Raw genomic sequence first — 15,574 nt, forward strand, 5'->3', positions numbered from 1 at the left:
ACCAAACCCCCCGCCCGTCGCCACCTTGCCTTTGCGTTTGCCCCGGCACGGTTGCACTGGCTCGCTTTGAGGCGGATATGTTTCCGATTCCGGTCCTCCTTCGCTTCCACCATATTATCCGCTGGTTTCCCTGCGTCTCTGCGCTGGCCATCGGCGCGTGCGCGTGCGTGGCCGCTGTTCCTCGCTTTGCCGCGCCGGATGCGTGGGTCGATAGGATCGAGACTGCTCCGGTCACGCTGCCGGTAACTCCACCGGACGATGCCGTTTACGGAGTGGATTATCTGCTGTGGGACCAGCAGGTGCATCTCGGAGAGGAGGCCTCCTATCACCACACTGTGTATCGGATTGTCAATGGCGGATCACTTCAGTCCGGCTCGCGGTTGACATGGAATTTTGACCCCTCCTGTGAGAACCTTACGATTCATCATCTGCGTGTCATTCGCAACGGACATGTGCAAGACCGGCTCGATCCGGCTCGTATCCAGGTCATCCGGCAAGAAACCGATCTCGACCGCCATTTGCTAAACGGACGGCTTACCGCGTTGATTCACCTCGACGATGTGCGCGTGGGGGATGTTCTTGATTTCGCCAGTACGGTCCATGGTTCCAACCCGGTTTTCGGCGGCCGTTGGTTTGACTCGCTGGGCGTCGGCTGGCCCACGCCTGTACGACACCGACGCGCTCGCGTCATCGTACCGGATGGGCGGGAGCTCCTGTACGTGGAACACGGCACCACCGGACTGCGACTGGATAAGGCACGTGGTCACGGATCGCTTGCCGGGACCACCGTTCTTACATGGGAGGGACGAGACTTGCCGGCCATTTCCTATGAAACCGATGCGCCTGGCTGGTTCGTACAATGGCCGTTTGTACAGCTTGGCGAGTTTCACACCTGGGCCGACGTGGTGGACTGGGCAACGCCGCTTTATGCGCAGCCCGATCCGGTGCCGGCGACTATTCGGGAGCAGGCGGAGTTGCTCACCACGGGGCTCACCAGCGAAGATTCGCGAATAGTCGCTCTTCTGCAATTCGTGCAACAGGACATCCGTTACCTGGGATTCGAATTGGGGGAGGGCACGCATCGCCCGACGCCACCTGCCGAAGTGCTGGCGCGGCGGTTCGGCGACTGCAAGGACAAGAGTGTGTTGCTTTGCGCGCTGCTTCGAGCCTCGGGTATCACTGCGTATCCGGCGTTGCTGCATACCACCTGGCGCTCCCATGTGGCGGATTGGGCGCCATCACCACTCGCGTTCAATCATGTCATTGTCGCAATTCCAAAGCCGGCTGCGGATGGCGCACGCGGCCGGGCGGATTACTGGTGGGTGGACCCGACGCTCACCTTCCAGGCGGGTGATCTGGAACATCATGCGTTGCCGTATTACCAGACTGCACTCGTCATCCGCCCCGGTGAAGACGGCCTTTCGGACGTTATTCCGCCCGATCGCGGGCGCGGTGCTATGACTATCATCACGGTGGTCGATGTGCTGGCCAGTCGGTACTGGATCACGATTCCGGTTGAGGAAAAGGCAAAGCAGATAGGGCAGGTGTGGGGTGCCGTAGTAACCACATGCATATGGGTTCCCTACATGTACATGTCGCAACAGGTGAAGGAAACGTTTACGTTAAAGTAAGGTGAGAGACGGATCAGGACGGACCGATGGCGCGGGTTTTCAGAGCCTGGCGGTCGAGCACATGCAGGACGGTGCCTTCGACACGGATGGAGCCCTCTTTCCGGAAACGGGCGAAGGTGCGGGAAAGCGTCTCGCTGGTGACGCCGAGTTGCCCGGCCAGGGTTTTCTTGCTGACCGGCAGCACGAACCGGACCGGCCCGTCCGCGGCGTCGCCCGCCGGAAAGGCCGGGCAATGTTCGAGCAGCCATGCGGCCAGCCGGCTTTCGATCTGGAGTCCCTTGATCTCGTGCAGCGACTGCATGAGGTGCTTCAGATGCAGGCTCATCGAGGCGAGCATGTGCAGCGCCAGTTCGGGGTTTTGGCGGATCAGGTCGCGGAAATGTTCCTTGCCGATCCGGATCACCTGGGATGATTCCAGCGCGACGGCGTTGGCCGGGTAGCGTTCGGCGCTGGCAAGGACGACCTCGGCAAAACTTTCCGGCGGAGCGAACACGCAGATGATCTGTTCGCGGCCGTCGGGCGTGAGGCGAAAGATGCTGATCTGGCCGGTCTGGACGACGAAGAAACCCTCGGCCTTCTCGCCTTCGCGAAACAGGATTTCCCCCTTTTGCAGCGTTTTGGTAGAGCAGCCTTCGGCCACCGCGGCGAGGTCGGCCGGAGGCAGGTCGGCAAACATGCGGCTCCGCCTCAGCGTGGCGATCAGCGCGGCCTGACGGTAAGGATGGCTGGTGGCGGATTCGGGAGGAGCGGGCAAACGGGCCATGTTAAATCACGGGGAAGGAGCAGGTGAGGAGATTCCGGAAGTGCCAGGCCCGGCCGCCTGGCTGCGGGCAGTGATGAACCGCAAACGCTGGCCGATCATTTCAGCCGCCGCAATCAGTTCCTGCGCTTCGTCGGGAGGCAGGTGTGCGTGGCAATGGCGATGCCAGAGTCCGAGCCAGGCCTCGAAATGCCGTTCTTCAAGACCGAGGGGCACGTGTTTTGCCGGCATCGGACCCTTGTAACGCGCCGGACCGCCTGTCACGCCGGACCAGAAGTCGGCAATCTTTTCAATGTGCGTCGGCCAGTCGTCGATGTGCGCGGCAAAGACCGGGCCGATGACGGCATGTTGGCGTACGTCGGCATAAAAACGCCGCAGCAAAAACAGCAGACGGTCGCGCCCGCCGAGGCGCTGGAAAAGGGATGCCGGAGAAGACCGATTGCTCATGGCGACAGCTCAGTCCTCGATTTCAGGCATGGAGCAGGCGGGGCTGGCAAAACCGTGGACGGGGACAGGGCGGTGCGAGGCGCGAGGCTCCGGACCACCCGGGAAAGCGGCGGCGGCTTCCTCGATCAGGGTGGCCAGCACGGAACGATGGCAACGGGAAGCGTCCTCGCAAAAACACCCGAGGTTGATCCGGGCATGGCGCGCCTGGGCCGCGAGCAGGCGGATGACCTGGGCCGGTGCATTTTCTTTCATCTCCTTGCGGTAACGGGAGGCAAATGCCTCGTGACTGATGTCGTGTTTGCGGTAAGCAGCCACAAGCTCGCGGCCCGGCGCGAGAAGAGGCAACCAGATTTCGAAATATCCTTTTGAAAAATAGTTTTCCCGGCGGATGTTCCGGGGAAGAAAGCGGGCGACTCCGATGGAAAGCCCGGGCAACCGGTCGGCTTCTCCGTAGCGGTAGGTGTGGAGGTTCAGTTTCATGTCGGGCACGGGAATCAGGTGTCTCCGGGAATCTTCCTCGCCGCGCGGCGCAGCAACCCGGCCAGTTGCGGGCCGGTCGAGCGCAACTCGGCGCGATGGATGCGGTAGAGCTTTTCCAGAATGGCCAGACCCTTGGCGGTGAGCGAAACCTGCACTCGCCGGCGATCCTCCTTTGAGGGCGAGCGACGCACGAGCCGGAGCGCTTCCATCCGGTCGGTCAGGCCGACGGCGCTGTGGTGGGCGATCTGCATCTGCTCGGCCAGTTCGCCGATCGTCACCCAGTCCTTGCCCGGAAAACCCTGGATGGAGAGGAGCGCCTGGTATTGCTGCGGGGTGAGGCCGTGGCTGACGGCGGCCGCCTCGCTGAAACCGAGAAACTTGCGCAGCGTGTAACGAAATTCGGAGAGCAGCTCGTAGTCGGCCTTGGATAGGCCGGCGGCATTCGGTGATCGGGCCATGAAGTATCGTTTTGCGATATTCAGGGTCACTGACAAGGCGGATTGCACGCTCTCCCGGATTTTCCACGCAACCGGCAGGAGGCACCCGATGGCGTTGGCCGGTTTTTCGCTGCTCAGGCCGCTTTTGCCAGGCACGCCTCGAGATCGGCTCCGGCGGTGGTGATGCCTTTCAGGCCGAACGTGTCGACGAGGATTTTCAGCACGCCGGGCGAGACAAAGGCAGGCAGGTGGGGGCCGAGCCGGATGTTGCGGATGCCGAGGTGCAGCAACGTGAGCAGCACGGCGACCGCCTTTTGTTCGAACCACGAAATCACCAGCGAGAGCGGCAGGTCGTTGACGCCGCAGCCGAAAGCCTGGGCCAGCGCGCCGGCGACCTTGATGGCGGAGTACGCGTCGTTGCACTGGCCGCAGTCGAGCAGGCGGGGCAGGCCGCCGATGTCGCCGAAGTCGTGCCGGTTGAACCGGTACTTGCCGCAGCCGAGCGTGAGCACGGCGCAGTCGTCGGGCACGGATTCGGCAAACTCGGTGTAGTAGTTGCGGCCGGGTTTTGCGCCGTCGCAACCGCCGATGAGGAAAAAATGCCGGAGCGCACCCGACTTCACGGCCTCCACGACCTTGCCGGCGTTGGCAAGGATCGCTTCGTGGGCGAAACCGACGAGGATGCGTTTGTCGGGCAACCCGGCCGTGCCGGCTTCGGTAAAACCGTCGGCGGCCAGCGCGGCCTCGATCACGGGCGAGAAGTCCGCCGCGCTGACATGCTCCACGCCGGGCCAGGCGACAACGCCGCTCGTGAAAATGCGGCGCTCGTAGCTTTCGCGCGGTTTCTGGATGCAGTTGGTCGTCATCAGGATCGCGCCGGGAAACGTGGTGAACTCCTTGCGCTGGTCCTGCCACGCTCCGCCGTAGTTGCCGACGAGGTGGGGGAAGCGTTTCAGTTTCGGATAGCCGTGCGCGGGCAGCATCTCGCCGTGGGTGTAGATGTTGATGCCCTTGCCTTTGGTTTGCCGAAGCAGCGCCTCGAGGTCGTGCAGGTCGTGTCCGGATACAAGTATGCATTTTCCGGGTACAGGTTCGACGCGCACGGAAGTCGGTTCGGGAGAGCCGAAACGCTCGCGGTGCGCCTCGTCGAGCAGCGCCATGACCCCGAGGTTCACCTCGCCGCAGCGGAGATTGAGCGCGAGCAGGGCGTCGGCGCTGGCAGAGTTGTCTTCGAGCGCGGCGAGGGCCTCGTGCATGAAGGCGTAGAACGCCTCGCTTTCGCGACCGGGCACGGCGGCGTGATGCGCGTAGGCGGCCATGCCCTTCAGGCCATAGGTGAGCAGTTCCTGAAGACTGGCGATGTCGTTGGCGAGCGTGCGGAGACGCGCCGGGAGACCGAGCCGTTGGCCGTCGGCGACGGATTCAGCGAGCGTGGCCGCGGGACGCCAGCAGGTGGCGCCGTTGAGCGGCTCGGGCGACTCGCGGCGGGCGATGCAGGCGGTGAGATAAAGCTCGCGCGCCTGCCGTTGGATTTCCCCGGCGCGGATGAGCCACTCCTGCAAACGGGCGGGATCAAAATTGACGTTGGTGATGGTGGTGAAGAGTGCGTCCATCACGAAGCGGTCGATGTCGGCGCGACGGGCGCCGCGAAGACGGGCGCGATGGGCGAGTGCCGAGATGCCCCGGCAGGCATGCAGGAGCAGATCCTGAAGCGCGGCGGTTTCGGGGTCCTTGCCGCACACACCGAAGGTCGTGCATCCGGTCATTTTTGAGGTTTGCTCACATTGGAAACAGAACATGCCGCCCAGCATGCCAGAGGGCAGGGAAGGGCGCATTGATGCAGGTCAAGCGTTCAGCCCCCTGTCCCTGCAAACACCAACAGGGCGGGGGAAGAATCGGATACAGGATCCGGTCCCGGGTTCCCGGAGGCCTATTCCTTCCACAGGCCAGATTTTTTGAAAAATGGCTTGAAACTCACGTTTGGGTTATTTTAACTCTAACCAATTCTTCCCCGCTCTCCTGATGAAATACCTCGTCTCTTCCGCTTTTCCTGCCGTCTTGCCTTGCCCCTCTTTTATTTCGCGAGGCGCCGCCTGCATTCCGCGTTCAGAAACAAAGTCGGCCTCCGCCAATGCCGGTGATCATCCGGCTTCGACGACTTCGGGGTTCACCCTGGTCGAATTGCTGGTGGTCATCGCCATCATTGGCATTTTGGCTGCGATTACGATTCCGACCGTCGCGCGGGTCAGGGAGAGTGCAAATGCTGCCGCGTGTCTCTCCAATCTGCGCCAGACCGGTTTCGCCTTCCAGCTCTACCTCGACGATAACAAAGGCCAAGCGCTCAAAGCTTACACCAGCTCAACCACGAAGTACTGGTACCATTATCTGCTGGGCACTGCGTCAACCAATGGAACGAAATACATCGATTCCCAAATCATTCCCCGTTGCCGTTCTTACAAGGGAACAGGGCACCTCAATGCCGGTGGCTATGGCATGAGCAACTTCATGGTCTGGTATCCATCTCCTGCGCACAGGGTGGACAATGAAGAACGCTTTTTTTCATCCCGTCTGCAACTTCCCCGAGACTGGCCGCTCTTCATGGATGCAGATGCCCCCATCGTTTACGATCTGGATGATCCGATTGAAACAGCTGCCGCCGACAAACGCTTCGCCGCCCGGCACGGCGGAACAGCCAACGTGCTGATGGCGGACATCCACGTGGAGAAGGTGCGCTATGGCGACACCCGCTGGCGTCAAGGCAACCTCAATTCCGGTTCCCACTACTCCAAATGATTCCTCTCCTTCGCCTTCTCGCCATTCTGTTGGTTTCATTGTCGGGTCTTGCGATGCCAACGATGTCGGCTGCGTCCGTGCCATCGTCGCCCCCCGCTCTCTCGACGGTCCAGGAGATCGGCATCACCTCCTCCTTTCCCTCCGGGGTAGCCTACGTGAACGAGCCGGGACAATACGTGGTCACGGTCAAAAACAAACCATCCACCACGGGACCAGTGACGTTGCGGCTTGCGGCGCAAGCTCCTGGTGAGTCCGTATCCGAAAGTTCAGGTCGCGAATGGGTCCTGACTCTCGCCCCGGGAGAACTCGGTGAATTCAGATGGGAGGCTCCAACAGAAAAAACCGGATACTGGGCGCTGACCGCAAGCGTAAGCCAGAACGGTCGGGAGCTTGGGCGGAGCATGAGTGCATTGCTGGTGGTTCGCCCTCCGGAGAAAAACAGGTTGCCCGCGTCACAGAGCTTTTTCGGCACGATGTTCGTGCGCGATGCCAAAGCAGCCGCTCGCATCGGCGTCCGTGTGGAACGCCGCCAAGCCGTCTGGGAATGGTTGCAACGTCAGGGATCCGAAACATGGGATTGGACAGGCATGGACAAGGGAATCAGCAACCGGGCCGAACAAGGCATCGGCACCATCCTGACGATCCGCCCCGAAATACGTCCCAGGTGGACCAAATGGAAATCCATCGAAGAACTGGCGGATCCCAAACATTTGCCCGATTTTTCAGCTTTCGTCCGTGCAGTGGTGTCACGCTACAAGGACCGGATTCTTGCCGTCGAGATCATGAATGAACCCGACCTCGAAGTCTCCCGCCATGCGGCAGGCGTGCTCCATACCACAGAAATTTACGCGCGGATTTTGAAAGCAGGCTACGAAGCATCCAAAAGCGTTGCGCCCGACCTGCCCGTGATCGGTCTGGACGTCAGCGGCGTGGATTTCCCGCGGCTGCAATTCAGCAAGGACGTGCTGTCACGCGCTTCCGGTTACATGGATATTTTCGGAGGCCATCCCTACAATCATTCCCGCTATGTGGGGGGTGACGCGCTTCCGGAGTCACCACCCAAAATGGACGCCGCCGGACGCATGCGGGCGATGGCGGCGCTCATGCGGCAGCATGGCTTGCCTCCGCGCATCTGGAGCACCGAATTCGGTTGGGCGCTGCATCTCGATGAACCGCTATTCTCACCCTCGGCGCGCCTCTTCGCCGCCTTCACCGCGCAAGCGATTCTGCTGTCCCGCTCCGTGCCCGAGGTGGAAAAACTGTTCTGGTTTGCCGCCACGTTTCCGGGGCGGGAGCGGTCGAGTTCGTATGGCATGTTTCGCAAAGCTGACGAACGGACCACTTACGACCGCCCCGACGGCAACTGGTTTCCCTCGCCCTCGGCGGCAGCCTACGCGACCTGCGCCCGGTTGCTCGATGATGTTGTCTTCGTTCGTCAATTTACAATCGGTCCGTTTTGCCACGTGCTGCGTTTTGCCAACGAAACGGAAAACAAAGCCGTGCTGGCTTTATGGATGGAAGACACCACTTCCGTCGGCGGCGGCGCCAAGCTCCGCCTGCCTGCGTCCGCATCTACCCTGCAAAGCGGTCAGATCATCGACGCCTTGGGCCGTGAAATACCCCTCTCGCCCACACTCGATCTCGAACCGTTGCCTGTATTCGTCGTCGTGCCCGCGGTCGATGCCGACCGCCTCGAACAAAGCCTTCGCACCGCGACCGTGGAGGCACGCGAGCGGATCGTCGTCCAAAACGCGCATGTTTCCCGGTTGGATCAAATCTCGCTGGACATCATCAACAACGACCTGCGCCCCGTGTCGGCCAAAGTTTTCCAGACTACGCACGCGCAATCCGCCCGCTCGCGTCTGCTACCCCCAGGCATCAACGCGCTGAAAATCCCCGCCACCGGGATCGTATTGGAAAATCCGCGACACACATCCGTCACCGTGCTCGATGAGCGGACATCCACCACCGTGACCACGGAGATTCGCTACCATCTGCGCTCCCTTCCGCGAATTGATCCGCAGACAAGCCCACTCGAACAATCGCTTCTCCGGATTGCCACGCCGATCGTCCTCACGCAGCGCGATCACGTGCTGCCTGCCGATCCGGGCGTGGACTGGAAAGGCGCTGACGATCTCTCACTCACCGCGTGGGCCGGCTGGACATCCGAAGGCATCGCGCTGGCCGTCCATGTGAAGGACGACATCCACATCGGACCGCCATCAGGCGTCACCAGCCTCTGGAGCTTCGATTCCCTGCAAGTCGCCTTTGACCTGGGCAACCGTGCCGGGCACGGATACGACGACCATTGCCGTGAATTTTCACTCGCTCTCGACGATGCCGGAAGACCGGTGATGGTGGACAGCGGTGGCGCCAAAATTCCTTTCTTGCCCAACCACCTGCGTATCCGTCGAGACGGTACGCTCACGTGTTACGACGTGCTTTTCCCCTGGTCCTGGCTTGGCGATCACCCGCTCTCCGAAGGCGATGCATTCCGTCTGAATTTCATCGCCAACGACCGCGACGGCGCGACGCGCAAATGCTGGATTGGCCTCACCCCGGGTATCGGCGAAGCCAAGCAACCCGCCGCCTTTCATCAATGGATTCTCCGTTAGCCTGAACCTCGGTCAAACAACACATATCACTACTATGAAAACGCACGCACTCGCTGTCGCGCTGGCAGCTTTTGTCTCCATCGGATCCATCACTGCCCACGCAGCCCTGACTACTGTTGATAATTTTTCGTCTGTTACAACGGACGGCACCCTCTTGAGCACGGTTCCCGGCTGGAGCCTGGCAACTGGCAGCGCGAACACCGCCACAGTCTCGCTGGGAACCGGTTACGGAGGCGGCAACAGCTCCACCATCACTGCCAACGAAGGTTACGGACTAACTCTCTCAGGCGGCAACGTTATGACTGCCGCCGATGGTCCCTTGGAGTTCAAGCTGAACTTCAAAAGTATCGCATCAACCGATGCCTACCAACAATCCATCATCATGATCGCTGAGAATGGCGGCGTCAATGGACTCGCCATTCAGTTTAACGGAGGAACCCAAAACGGAAAAACGGACAACTACATACAGGTTTCGTCGGGAACGGGAACCAGTTGGGGCGGCGCCGGGCTTTCCGTTATCGTTCCCGACTCGGCATGGGAGACAGGGCGCTGGTATGAAGTGACATTTCGTTTTGAGCTTAAATCAACAGGGATAGGGCAAGATGTTTCAGGACTTCTTTCTGTTTATGACACGGTCACCAGTTCGTTCCTCGTTCAGGATATTGTAATCGGTGGCATCGGCTCGACTGGTGGTGCATTTGACAAAGTCAATGTTGTCCAGGTGAAGAACAACGGGACGGCCCGTGCCTTTGAAGTCAGTGACATTCGCATTGGCACCGCAGCCGTTCCCGAACCCGCCATCACCGTCCTTCTCGCCGGGCTCTCCGTTCTCGGACTCGTCGCACTCCGGAGCCGCCTACAGAAAAAACCCCGTTAAAATCTCCCGACATGAAACCCATCACGTTATTTGCCCTTGTCCTCATATGCAGCACGGCATCCACGTATGCCGCCGGTGCACCGTGGAAGTTCGAAGAGTCATTTGCCTCCGTGACCGACGACACACCGCTGGACAAGTTGTCCGGCTGGGGCCTGCATTACGGTGAAGGCTCCGCCCCCCTGGTTCTCACGGCGGCAGGTTATGAGGGCGCCGGCGTACGTTTTTCGAGCAAGGCCAACTTTAGTCGGATACTCGAATCTGTCCCTGTAACTGGACAGCAGGATCACGCCCTTGAATTTCGTGTGAAGCTTCGCGTCATGTCCGACAGCGATGCCTACGTTATGTCACAAGTCATGCTCGGTCAGTCGGGCGGAGTCAGCGGACTCTACGTGCGCTTCAACGGAGGAACCAAGGATGGCTGGGAGGACAACTTCATCCAGGTTTCCGACGGCGGCGCGAACTGGGGAAAAACAAAATTCAAAAACGTGCCCGACTCGCGCTGGCGCAAAGGTGTCTGGTATGAAGTTGTCATTTCCTACATCCAGCCCAACGGAACAAACGAAGGCGACCCGGTCGGAAAAGTCAGCATCAAGGAATTAGATACAAATAATGCGGCTGACAAAACGCTCATCCAAAATGTTCCGGTGGGTCGCGTTGGGACAGGAACGTTTACTCAGGCAGATGTCATCATCATTGGAAACGCCGGCACCGCGCGAATCTTCGATGTGGACGACATTATCCTAAAAACAGCGCCCCAATCATAAGATTCCGCCCATCTGGATTTGGTTTACAATAACCCGCCACGGAGCATGTTGCTCAGATCATGGCAACAGTCTCCTCACGTTCCCGACATCGCATCATGCGTCCCACCCTCAAAACCATCGCCGACGAACTCGGCGTCACGCCGATGACCGTCTCCAAGTCCCTGCGCGGCATCGGGCGCATCAGCGAGGAGACGCGGCGGCTCGTGCGCAGCAAGGCGGAGGAGCTCGGCTATCTGTCCTCACGCGAACGGCTCTTCCCTCCCTTCGTCAAGATGGCGCGGGGCAGCGAACATCGCCTGCGCCTGCTCTGCCCCACCATCGGCGCACTCGACCGTGGCGACACCGTCCCCTATCGCAACGACATGGTTTCCGGCCTGGAACGCGCCCTCGCCAGCACCGAAGGCGAAGTGCTGGCCGAGTCGTTCTCGTCGCTCCCCGAAATGCTGGAGTTTCTGGAAAATTCACCGCGTATCCACGGCGTCATTCTGAGCGAGCCCTACCCGACCCGCTGGATCGACGCGCTGCGCTCCGTCGCTCCCGTCATCTATACCGTGGGCCACGATTTCCAGCGCGGCGTCAACTCGGTGTTCTTCAACGAGGCCCGCGCCGCCGCGCTCGCCGTGGACCGCCTGCGCGCGGCGGGGCACCGGCACATCGGCTGGCTGGGGATTTTCGACAAGCACGCCAGCTATCTCGTCCCGGACGAAGAATTTGACGAGGAGCACGACAGCGCCGACCAGTTGGCGCGCTCTCCCCACGGCACGCGCTACGCCTCATGGCTCTACCTCGCGCGCGAACACGGCGGCGTGACCAACTGGCTGGTAAGCCTCGTCGAGCGCGACTGGCGCAGCTGCCCCCTTTCCGAAGCGGTGCGCCGCGGTTGCCGTGAAATTCTGGATACGCGCCCCCGGCCCACCGCCATCGTGTGCGTCGCCAACGCCATCGCCCGTGAACTGATCGCGCAACTGGAGGGCGCCGGCCTGCGCATCCCCGACGACCTGAGCGTCGTGTCCTACGGCGTCGAAGAGCACGGCAACACCAACGACGGCCACCTCCTCACCGGCCTTGTCATGCCCATGGACAAGGTCGGCGGACTCGTCCCCGAGGTTGTGCAACGCTGCCAGGCCTACCCCGACGGCCTGCCCATCAGCATCCAGTTCGATGCCGAATGGGCCGAAGGCGAAACCTTGCGCCAGGTCAGCACCACCGACGACACGCTGTAGCCAGCTCCCGCCGAGCCTGCATGATACCCCTGATTTTTATGGAAACCGAAACACTTGAGTTGATCCATCCACAATCCGGGAAACACGCGCAGGCCAGCCTTTCCCGCCGCGATTCGCACCCGGAGCCTCAGCCGCAGCTACCTGCCTATTTCCAGGGCGTGCTGCGCCGGCATCCGTCCAACCCCATCATCACGCCCGGCGCGATGCCGGTGCCATGCTCTGCGGTCTTCAACTGTGGCGCAGTCTGGCACGACGGGCGCGCGCTCCTCCTGCTTCGCGCCGAAGACATGGCACGCGACAACGCCTTTTACGTCGCCAGCTCCGAAGACGGCATCCGCTTCGACATCGAGCGTGAACCGATTCACTACCCGCTGCGCGACACAGAAAAACGCTGGCTGCACAACCGCTTCGACATGCGAATCACCCCCATGCCCGACGAAGGCGTTTACTACGTGACGCACGCAAGCTGGCTCGGCGGCTACGGAAGCTGTATCGGAATTTCAAAAACAACCGACTTCCGTGACTTCGAGGCCGTCGGCGAACTCTCCGTCCCCTCCAACCGCAACGCCGCCCTGTTTCCCCAAAAAATCCGCGGCCGTTACGCCCGTCTGGAGCGCCCGCAGGATATCGATGGCGGCGGACGCATCTGGGTGAGCTATTCGCCAGATCTGATCCACTGGGGAGAAGCCCGCCCCGTCGTGCTGCCCGACGCTCCCTGGGCGCGCTGCAAGACAGGCGCGGGCGCGATTCCCATCCGCACGGAGCACGGCTGGCTCTGCATCTACCACGCCACCTCCAAAAACTGCGCCACGGAAAACTATTACCTCGGCGTCATGCTCCTCGACCTCGAACGCCCTGACCGCGTCGTGGCCGCTCCCCGACAATTTATCCTGCAACCCGAAACCCCCTACGAATGCATGGGACAGGTTCCCAACGTCGTCTTCACCAACGGCGCCGTTGTCATGCCCGATGGTACGCTCAACATCTATTACGGCGGAGCCGACACCCGCGTCTGCCTCGCGCAGGTGGAGCTGGTCCGACTGGTGGAGTTCTGCCTGACGGAAAAATGAAACCATCTCCGCCATGACAGAATTCGGGAACCTGGCGCATAATTTTTCAGAGGGCACGAACTGTACAGCAAACTGCCCGCAAGAAACCGGTCGCACGGCAGGGAGGGGGCCGATAACCGCGGTGCCCCGATGCTTTTCTCACTGCGTGTAGGTGTGCACGCTTTGTGTGGCGGAGGGCATGTAGTTGACGCCGAACCAGCAGAGGAGAAGCACCACGAAGGCCAGCGCGAGAATCCGGAGCGAGGCGCGGGTGGCCTCGGGGTGGCGGTGCCGGATGTGGATGTAGAGGAGATAGCCGAGCCAGGTGAGCATGGCCCAGGTTTCCTTGGGGTCCCAGGTCCAGTAATGTCCCCACGCTTCCTTGGCCCAGAGCGCGCCGAAGAGGAGGCCGAGCGAGAGAAAGGCGAAGCCGAGGTAAACGAGGCGGTTGGCAAGTTCGAGCGAGGCCGGGTCGAAACGGCGGCGCGCCGTCTGCACCAGACCGAAAACCGCGATGCCGGACGAGACGGCGAAGATCGCGTAGGAAAACAGGTAAACGAGCACGTGCGGCACGAACCACACGCTTTGCAGCGCGGGCATGAGCGCCTTGTTGTAGCTGTCGGGACGCAGCAGGCAGATGACGACAAACAGCACCGCCATGCCGAGGCTGTAGTTGAGCAGCCATCGGTAACGAAATTGATGATACAGGAAAGCGCCGATGGCCGGGGTGAACACGGCGTACCAGAGGCGCGTTTCGCCGAGCGTGCGCATGGGCGGGCGGCCGAGGTGGAGCCAGAGTCCGGCGGCAAAGGCGGCGAGGATGCCGCCGCCGAGCAGCGCGAGCGCGGTGACGGGCAGGCGGCGGGAGCGGGTGGCGGGATGGCACTGCGCGGCGATGCAGAGCAGCCAGGCGAGTCCGGCGGCGGCGGCGTGGGCGGGAAAGGTTTGCCAGTAGTTGGGAGTCATGTGTCGGTCGGGCGGGGCGCGGCCCTGCTTTTGAACATGAGGCCGATGGCTCCGGCGATCATCATGAAGATGCCGGTGTAGACGGCGGGCAGCCACGGGTCGCGGACGAGTTCGACCACGCTGAGAGGCGACCAGCGGCCGAGGCGGTCGTCGTAACTGAGCTGGTAAATTTTCCAGCCGGCGAGCGTGAGCGGTTTGTTGACCTCGATCATGGCGGGACCGGTACTCGCGCCGGAGCCGTCGCGGTTGCGGACCCAGGTGTTGACCGCGGAGCTGTATTTCCTCGGCTCGGGCGGGAGCATGCCGAGGGCGAGCGCGTTGTCGTTGTCGAGCGCGAGGAGCGCCGGGTTGACGGCGAAGGACCCGCAACTGACCCAGCCGGTGACGGTGTGGCCGTCGGCGCGGCGGGTCGCGCGGATGAGAGCGGCGGGGGCGGCGCCCGGCTCATTGTGCGCGAGAGATTCGGGGATGCCGTGATAGCGTCCGCCAAAATCGCGGGACCAGGGGTGGTATTCGAGAATATCGACGGTCCAGTCGCCGAAGGTGTGCGCGGTGGAGGAAACGGGACCCGATGCGGAGGTGGCGTCGTCCGTCGGCAGCAGGTCGGTGATCTGGCGGGGCGTTTCGCCGGTGTGGCGTTGCACGATGTCGCCGGTGCGGGGATCGGCGAGCGCGAGACGCGGCGGGAAGGTTTCCATGTCGAAGCGCGTGAGTTCGAGCGCGAAGGGCATTTCCAGAAGGTGGCCGGCGTGGGCGGCGCCGGACGCGACATTTCCGGACGCGGTTTCGAGCGCCCTCCATTCGGTGGCGCCGAGGCGCAGGTCCATCGTAAGGCGGCGAAGGTCACCGGCGCCGAGCATGCCGGCGGCGAGCGCGATCCAGAGGCCGAGGTGGTTGAGGAGAAAGCAGAGGTTGGCCCGGCGGAAGGGAAGGGCGCGGGCGAGGGTGGTGAGGCCGAGGTTGAGGAGCAGCCAGGCGAGCGTGAAAAGGAAGGCCCAACTGTGGACGACGTCCGTGAAGCCGAGGTGTTCCGCAAGGGAGTGCGTCGCGTGCGCGGCGTGACCCGGGTGCGGCGCGTGTTGCGGGACGACGCCGAGCACGATGGCCTGCGCGAGCAGGAGGGTGAGGGCGCCGATGGCAACGGGGACGGAGCGCAGCCAGCGGACGGTGGCGGTGGAGCCGGCAAGAAAGTGCAGGCCGCCGATGAGGAGGAGGAGCGCGGCGAGGAGGAGAAGGTTGGCGGGGCTCGCGATTTCGGGCACGCCGCGGCCGCGCAGGACAAGCTGGAGCGCACCGCCCGCGACCGCGAGGCCAGCGGCGGTGACGAAGGATTCGCGGTAAGACCAGGGCTGTTGCCACCAAGCGCGGGTCATACCGGTGTCCCGAATGTTTTTGATTTTACACAAAGCTCGCAAAGGACGCGAAGGAGGTAACCGGCAATCCTTTGCGCTCTTTGCGGCCTTGGTGTGAAAATCCGAAGGCCTTGGGGGTCTGGTATCATGGCGGGATGCGCGGCGAGCGGTTGTTGGCGA

General features: G+C 62.0%; 14 protein-coding genes. 7 read left to right on the forward strand and 7 right to left on the reverse strand.

Annotated features, from left to right (window positions below):
* Positions 1-77 precede the first annotated feature (77 nt).
* Positions 78-1,631 carry a hypothetical protein gene (locus OPIT5_23045; GenBank protein AHF94657.1) on the forward strand — a complete coding sequence of 518 codons (1,554 nt, stop codon included), beginning with the start codon at positions 78-80 and terminating at the stop codon, positions 1,629-1,631.
* Positions 1,632-1,644: 13 nt separating this feature from the next.
* Here the strand turns inward: OPIT5_23045 and OPIT5_23050 are convergent, their stop codons facing one another.
* The 5 genes from OPIT5_23050 to OPIT5_23070 all read right to left on the reverse strand — a co-directional run bounded on the left by OPIT5_23050 (position 1,645) and on the right by OPIT5_23070 (position 5,554).
* Entirely contained in the window at positions 1,645-2,394 is a 750-nt protein-coding gene (locus tag OPIT5_23050; protein AHF92673.1) for a Crp/Fnr family transcription regulator, read from the reverse strand.
* Between the two features lie 6 nt (positions 2,395-2,400).
* Positions 2,401-2,838 (reverse strand): globin, encoded by a 438-nt coding sequence (locus OPIT5_23055; GenBank protein ID AHF92674.1) that lies wholly within the window; start codon positions 2,836-2,838, stop codon positions 2,401-2,403.
* Positions 2,839-2,847: 9 nt separating this feature from the next.
* Positions 2,848-3,318 (reverse strand): hypothetical protein, encoded by a 471-nt coding sequence (locus OPIT5_23060; protein AHF92675.1) that lies wholly within the window; start codon positions 3,316-3,318, stop codon positions 2,848-2,850.
* A 14-nt stretch (positions 3,319-3,332) separates the two neighbouring features.
* Entirely contained in the window at positions 3,333-3,776 is a 444-nt protein-coding gene (locus tag OPIT5_23065) for a MarR family transcriptional regulator (GenBank protein ID AHF92676.1), read from the reverse strand.
* A gap of 113 nt (positions 3,777-3,889) precedes the next feature.
* On the reverse strand, positions 3,890-5,554 hold the full coding sequence (locus OPIT5_23070; protein ID AHF92677.1) for a 2-keto-3-deoxygluconate permease: 1,665 nt from the start codon (positions 5,552-5,554) through the stop codon (positions 3,890-3,892).
* 223 nt (positions 5,555-5,777) lie between these two features.
* Here OPIT5_23070 and OPIT5_23075 point away from each other — a divergent pair, with 223 nt between their 5' ends.
* The 6 genes from OPIT5_23075 (at position 5,778) to OPIT5_23100 (ending at position 13,097) form a co-directional block, all read left to right on the forward strand.
* Positions 5,778-6,548 carry a hypothetical protein gene (locus OPIT5_23075; protein ID AHF94658.1) on the forward strand — a complete coding sequence of 257 codons (771 nt, stop codon included), beginning with the start codon at positions 5,778-5,780 and terminating at the stop codon, positions 6,546-6,548.
* 473 nt (positions 6,549-7,021) lie between these two features.
* A complete protein-coding gene (locus tag OPIT5_23080) occupies positions 7,022-9,163 on the forward strand; it encodes a hypothetical protein (GenBank protein AHF94659.1) in 2,142 nt (713 codons plus the stop codon).
* Positions 9,164-9,317: 154 nt separating this feature from the next.
* The gene (locus OPIT5_23085; protein ID AHF94660.1) at positions 9,318-10,040 is read left to right on the forward strand and encodes a hypothetical protein; all 723 of its coding nucleotides are present in this window, start codon (positions 9,318-9,320) and stop codon (positions 10,038-10,040) included.
* A gap of 11 nt (positions 10,041-10,051) precedes the next feature.
* Positions 10,052-10,804, forward strand: a complete 753-nt coding sequence (locus tag OPIT5_23090) for a hypothetical protein (protein ID AHF94661.1) — start codon at positions 10,052-10,054, stop codon at positions 10,802-10,804.
* Between the two features lie 95 nt (positions 10,805-10,899).
* Positions 10,900-12,027, forward strand: coding sequence for a LacI family transcriptional regulator (locus tag OPIT5_23095; GenBank protein AHF92678.1), 1,128 nt, complete (start codon positions 10,900-10,902; stop codon positions 12,025-12,027).
* Between the two features lie 20 nt (positions 12,028-12,047).
* Complete coding sequence (locus OPIT5_23100; protein ID AHF92679.1) at positions 12,048-13,097, forward strand: glycosidase; 1,050 nt, start codon at positions 12,048-12,050, stop codon at positions 13,095-13,097.
* A 138-nt stretch (positions 13,098-13,235) separates the two neighbouring features.
* On the opposite strand, the gene OPIT5_23105 is transcribed toward OPIT5_23100, so the two are convergent.
* Together OPIT5_23105 and OPIT5_23110 are read right to left on the reverse strand one after the other, a co-directional pair.
* Complete coding sequence (locus tag OPIT5_23105; protein ID AHF92680.1) at positions 13,236-14,042, reverse strand: cytochrome C assembly protein; 807 nt, start codon at positions 14,040-14,042, stop codon at positions 13,236-13,238.
* Entirely contained in the window at positions 14,039-15,415 is a 1,377-nt protein-coding gene (locus tag OPIT5_23110) for a hypothetical protein (protein ID AHF92681.1), read from the reverse strand. Before OPIT5_23110 ends, OPIT5_23105 begins: the two co-directional genes overlap by 4 nt.
* Positions 15,416-15,574: the final 159 nt, after the last annotated feature.

The organism is Opitutaceae bacterium TAV5 (assembly GCA_000242935.3).
Lineage (GTDB): Bacteria > Verrucomicrobiota > Verrucomicrobiia > Opitutales > Opitutaceae > Geminisphaera.

Bases quoted from the DNA above. Each gene is read 5' to 3' on its own strand.
- OPIT5_23045 (AHF94657.1), top strand. From the start codon at position 78: ATGTTTCCGATTCCGGTCCTCCTTCGCTTCCACCATATTATCCGCTGG.
- OPIT5_23050 (AHF92673.1), bottom strand. From the start codon at position 2,394: ATGGCCCGTTTGCCCGCTCCTCCCGAATCCGCCACCAGCCATCCTTAC.
- OPIT5_23055 (AHF92674.1), bottom strand. From the start codon at position 2,838: ATGAGCAATCGGTCTTCTCCGGCATCCCTTTTCCAGCGCCTCGGCGGG.
- OPIT5_23060 (AHF92675.1), bottom strand. From the start codon at position 3,318: ATGAAACTGAACCTCCACACCTACCGCTACGGAGAAGCCGACCGGTTG.
- OPIT5_23065 (AHF92676.1), bottom strand. From the start codon at position 3,776: ATGGCCCGATCACCGAATGCCGCCGGCCTATCCAAGGCCGACTACGAG.
- OPIT5_23070 (AHF92677.1), bottom strand. From the start codon at position 5,554: ATGTTCTGTTTCCAATGTGAGCAAACCTCAAAAATGACCGGATGCACG.
- OPIT5_23075 (AHF94658.1), top strand. From the start codon at position 5,778: ATGAAATACCTCGTCTCTTCCGCTTTTCCTGCCGTCTTGCCTTGCCCC.
- OPIT5_23080 (AHF94659.1), top strand. From the start codon at position 7,022: ATGTTCGTGCGCGATGCCAAAGCAGCCGCTCGCATCGGCGTCCGTGTG.
- OPIT5_23090 (AHF94661.1), top strand. From the start codon at position 10,052: ATGAAACCCATCACGTTATTTGCCCTTGTCCTCATATGCAGCACGGCA.
- OPIT5_23095 (AHF92678.1), top strand. From the start codon at position 10,900: ATGCGTCCCACCCTCAAAACCATCGCCGACGAACTCGGCGTCACGCCG.
- OPIT5_23100 (AHF92679.1), top strand. From the start codon at position 12,048: ATGATACCCCTGATTTTTATGGAAACCGAAACACTTGAGTTGATCCAT.
- OPIT5_23105 (AHF92680.1), bottom strand. From the start codon at position 14,042: ATGACTCCCAACTACTGGCAAACCTTTCCCGCCCACGCCGCCGCCGCC.
- OPIT5_23110 (AHF92681.1), bottom strand. From the start codon at position 15,415: ATGACCCGCGCTTGGTGGCAACAGCCCTGGTCTTACCGCGAATCCTTC.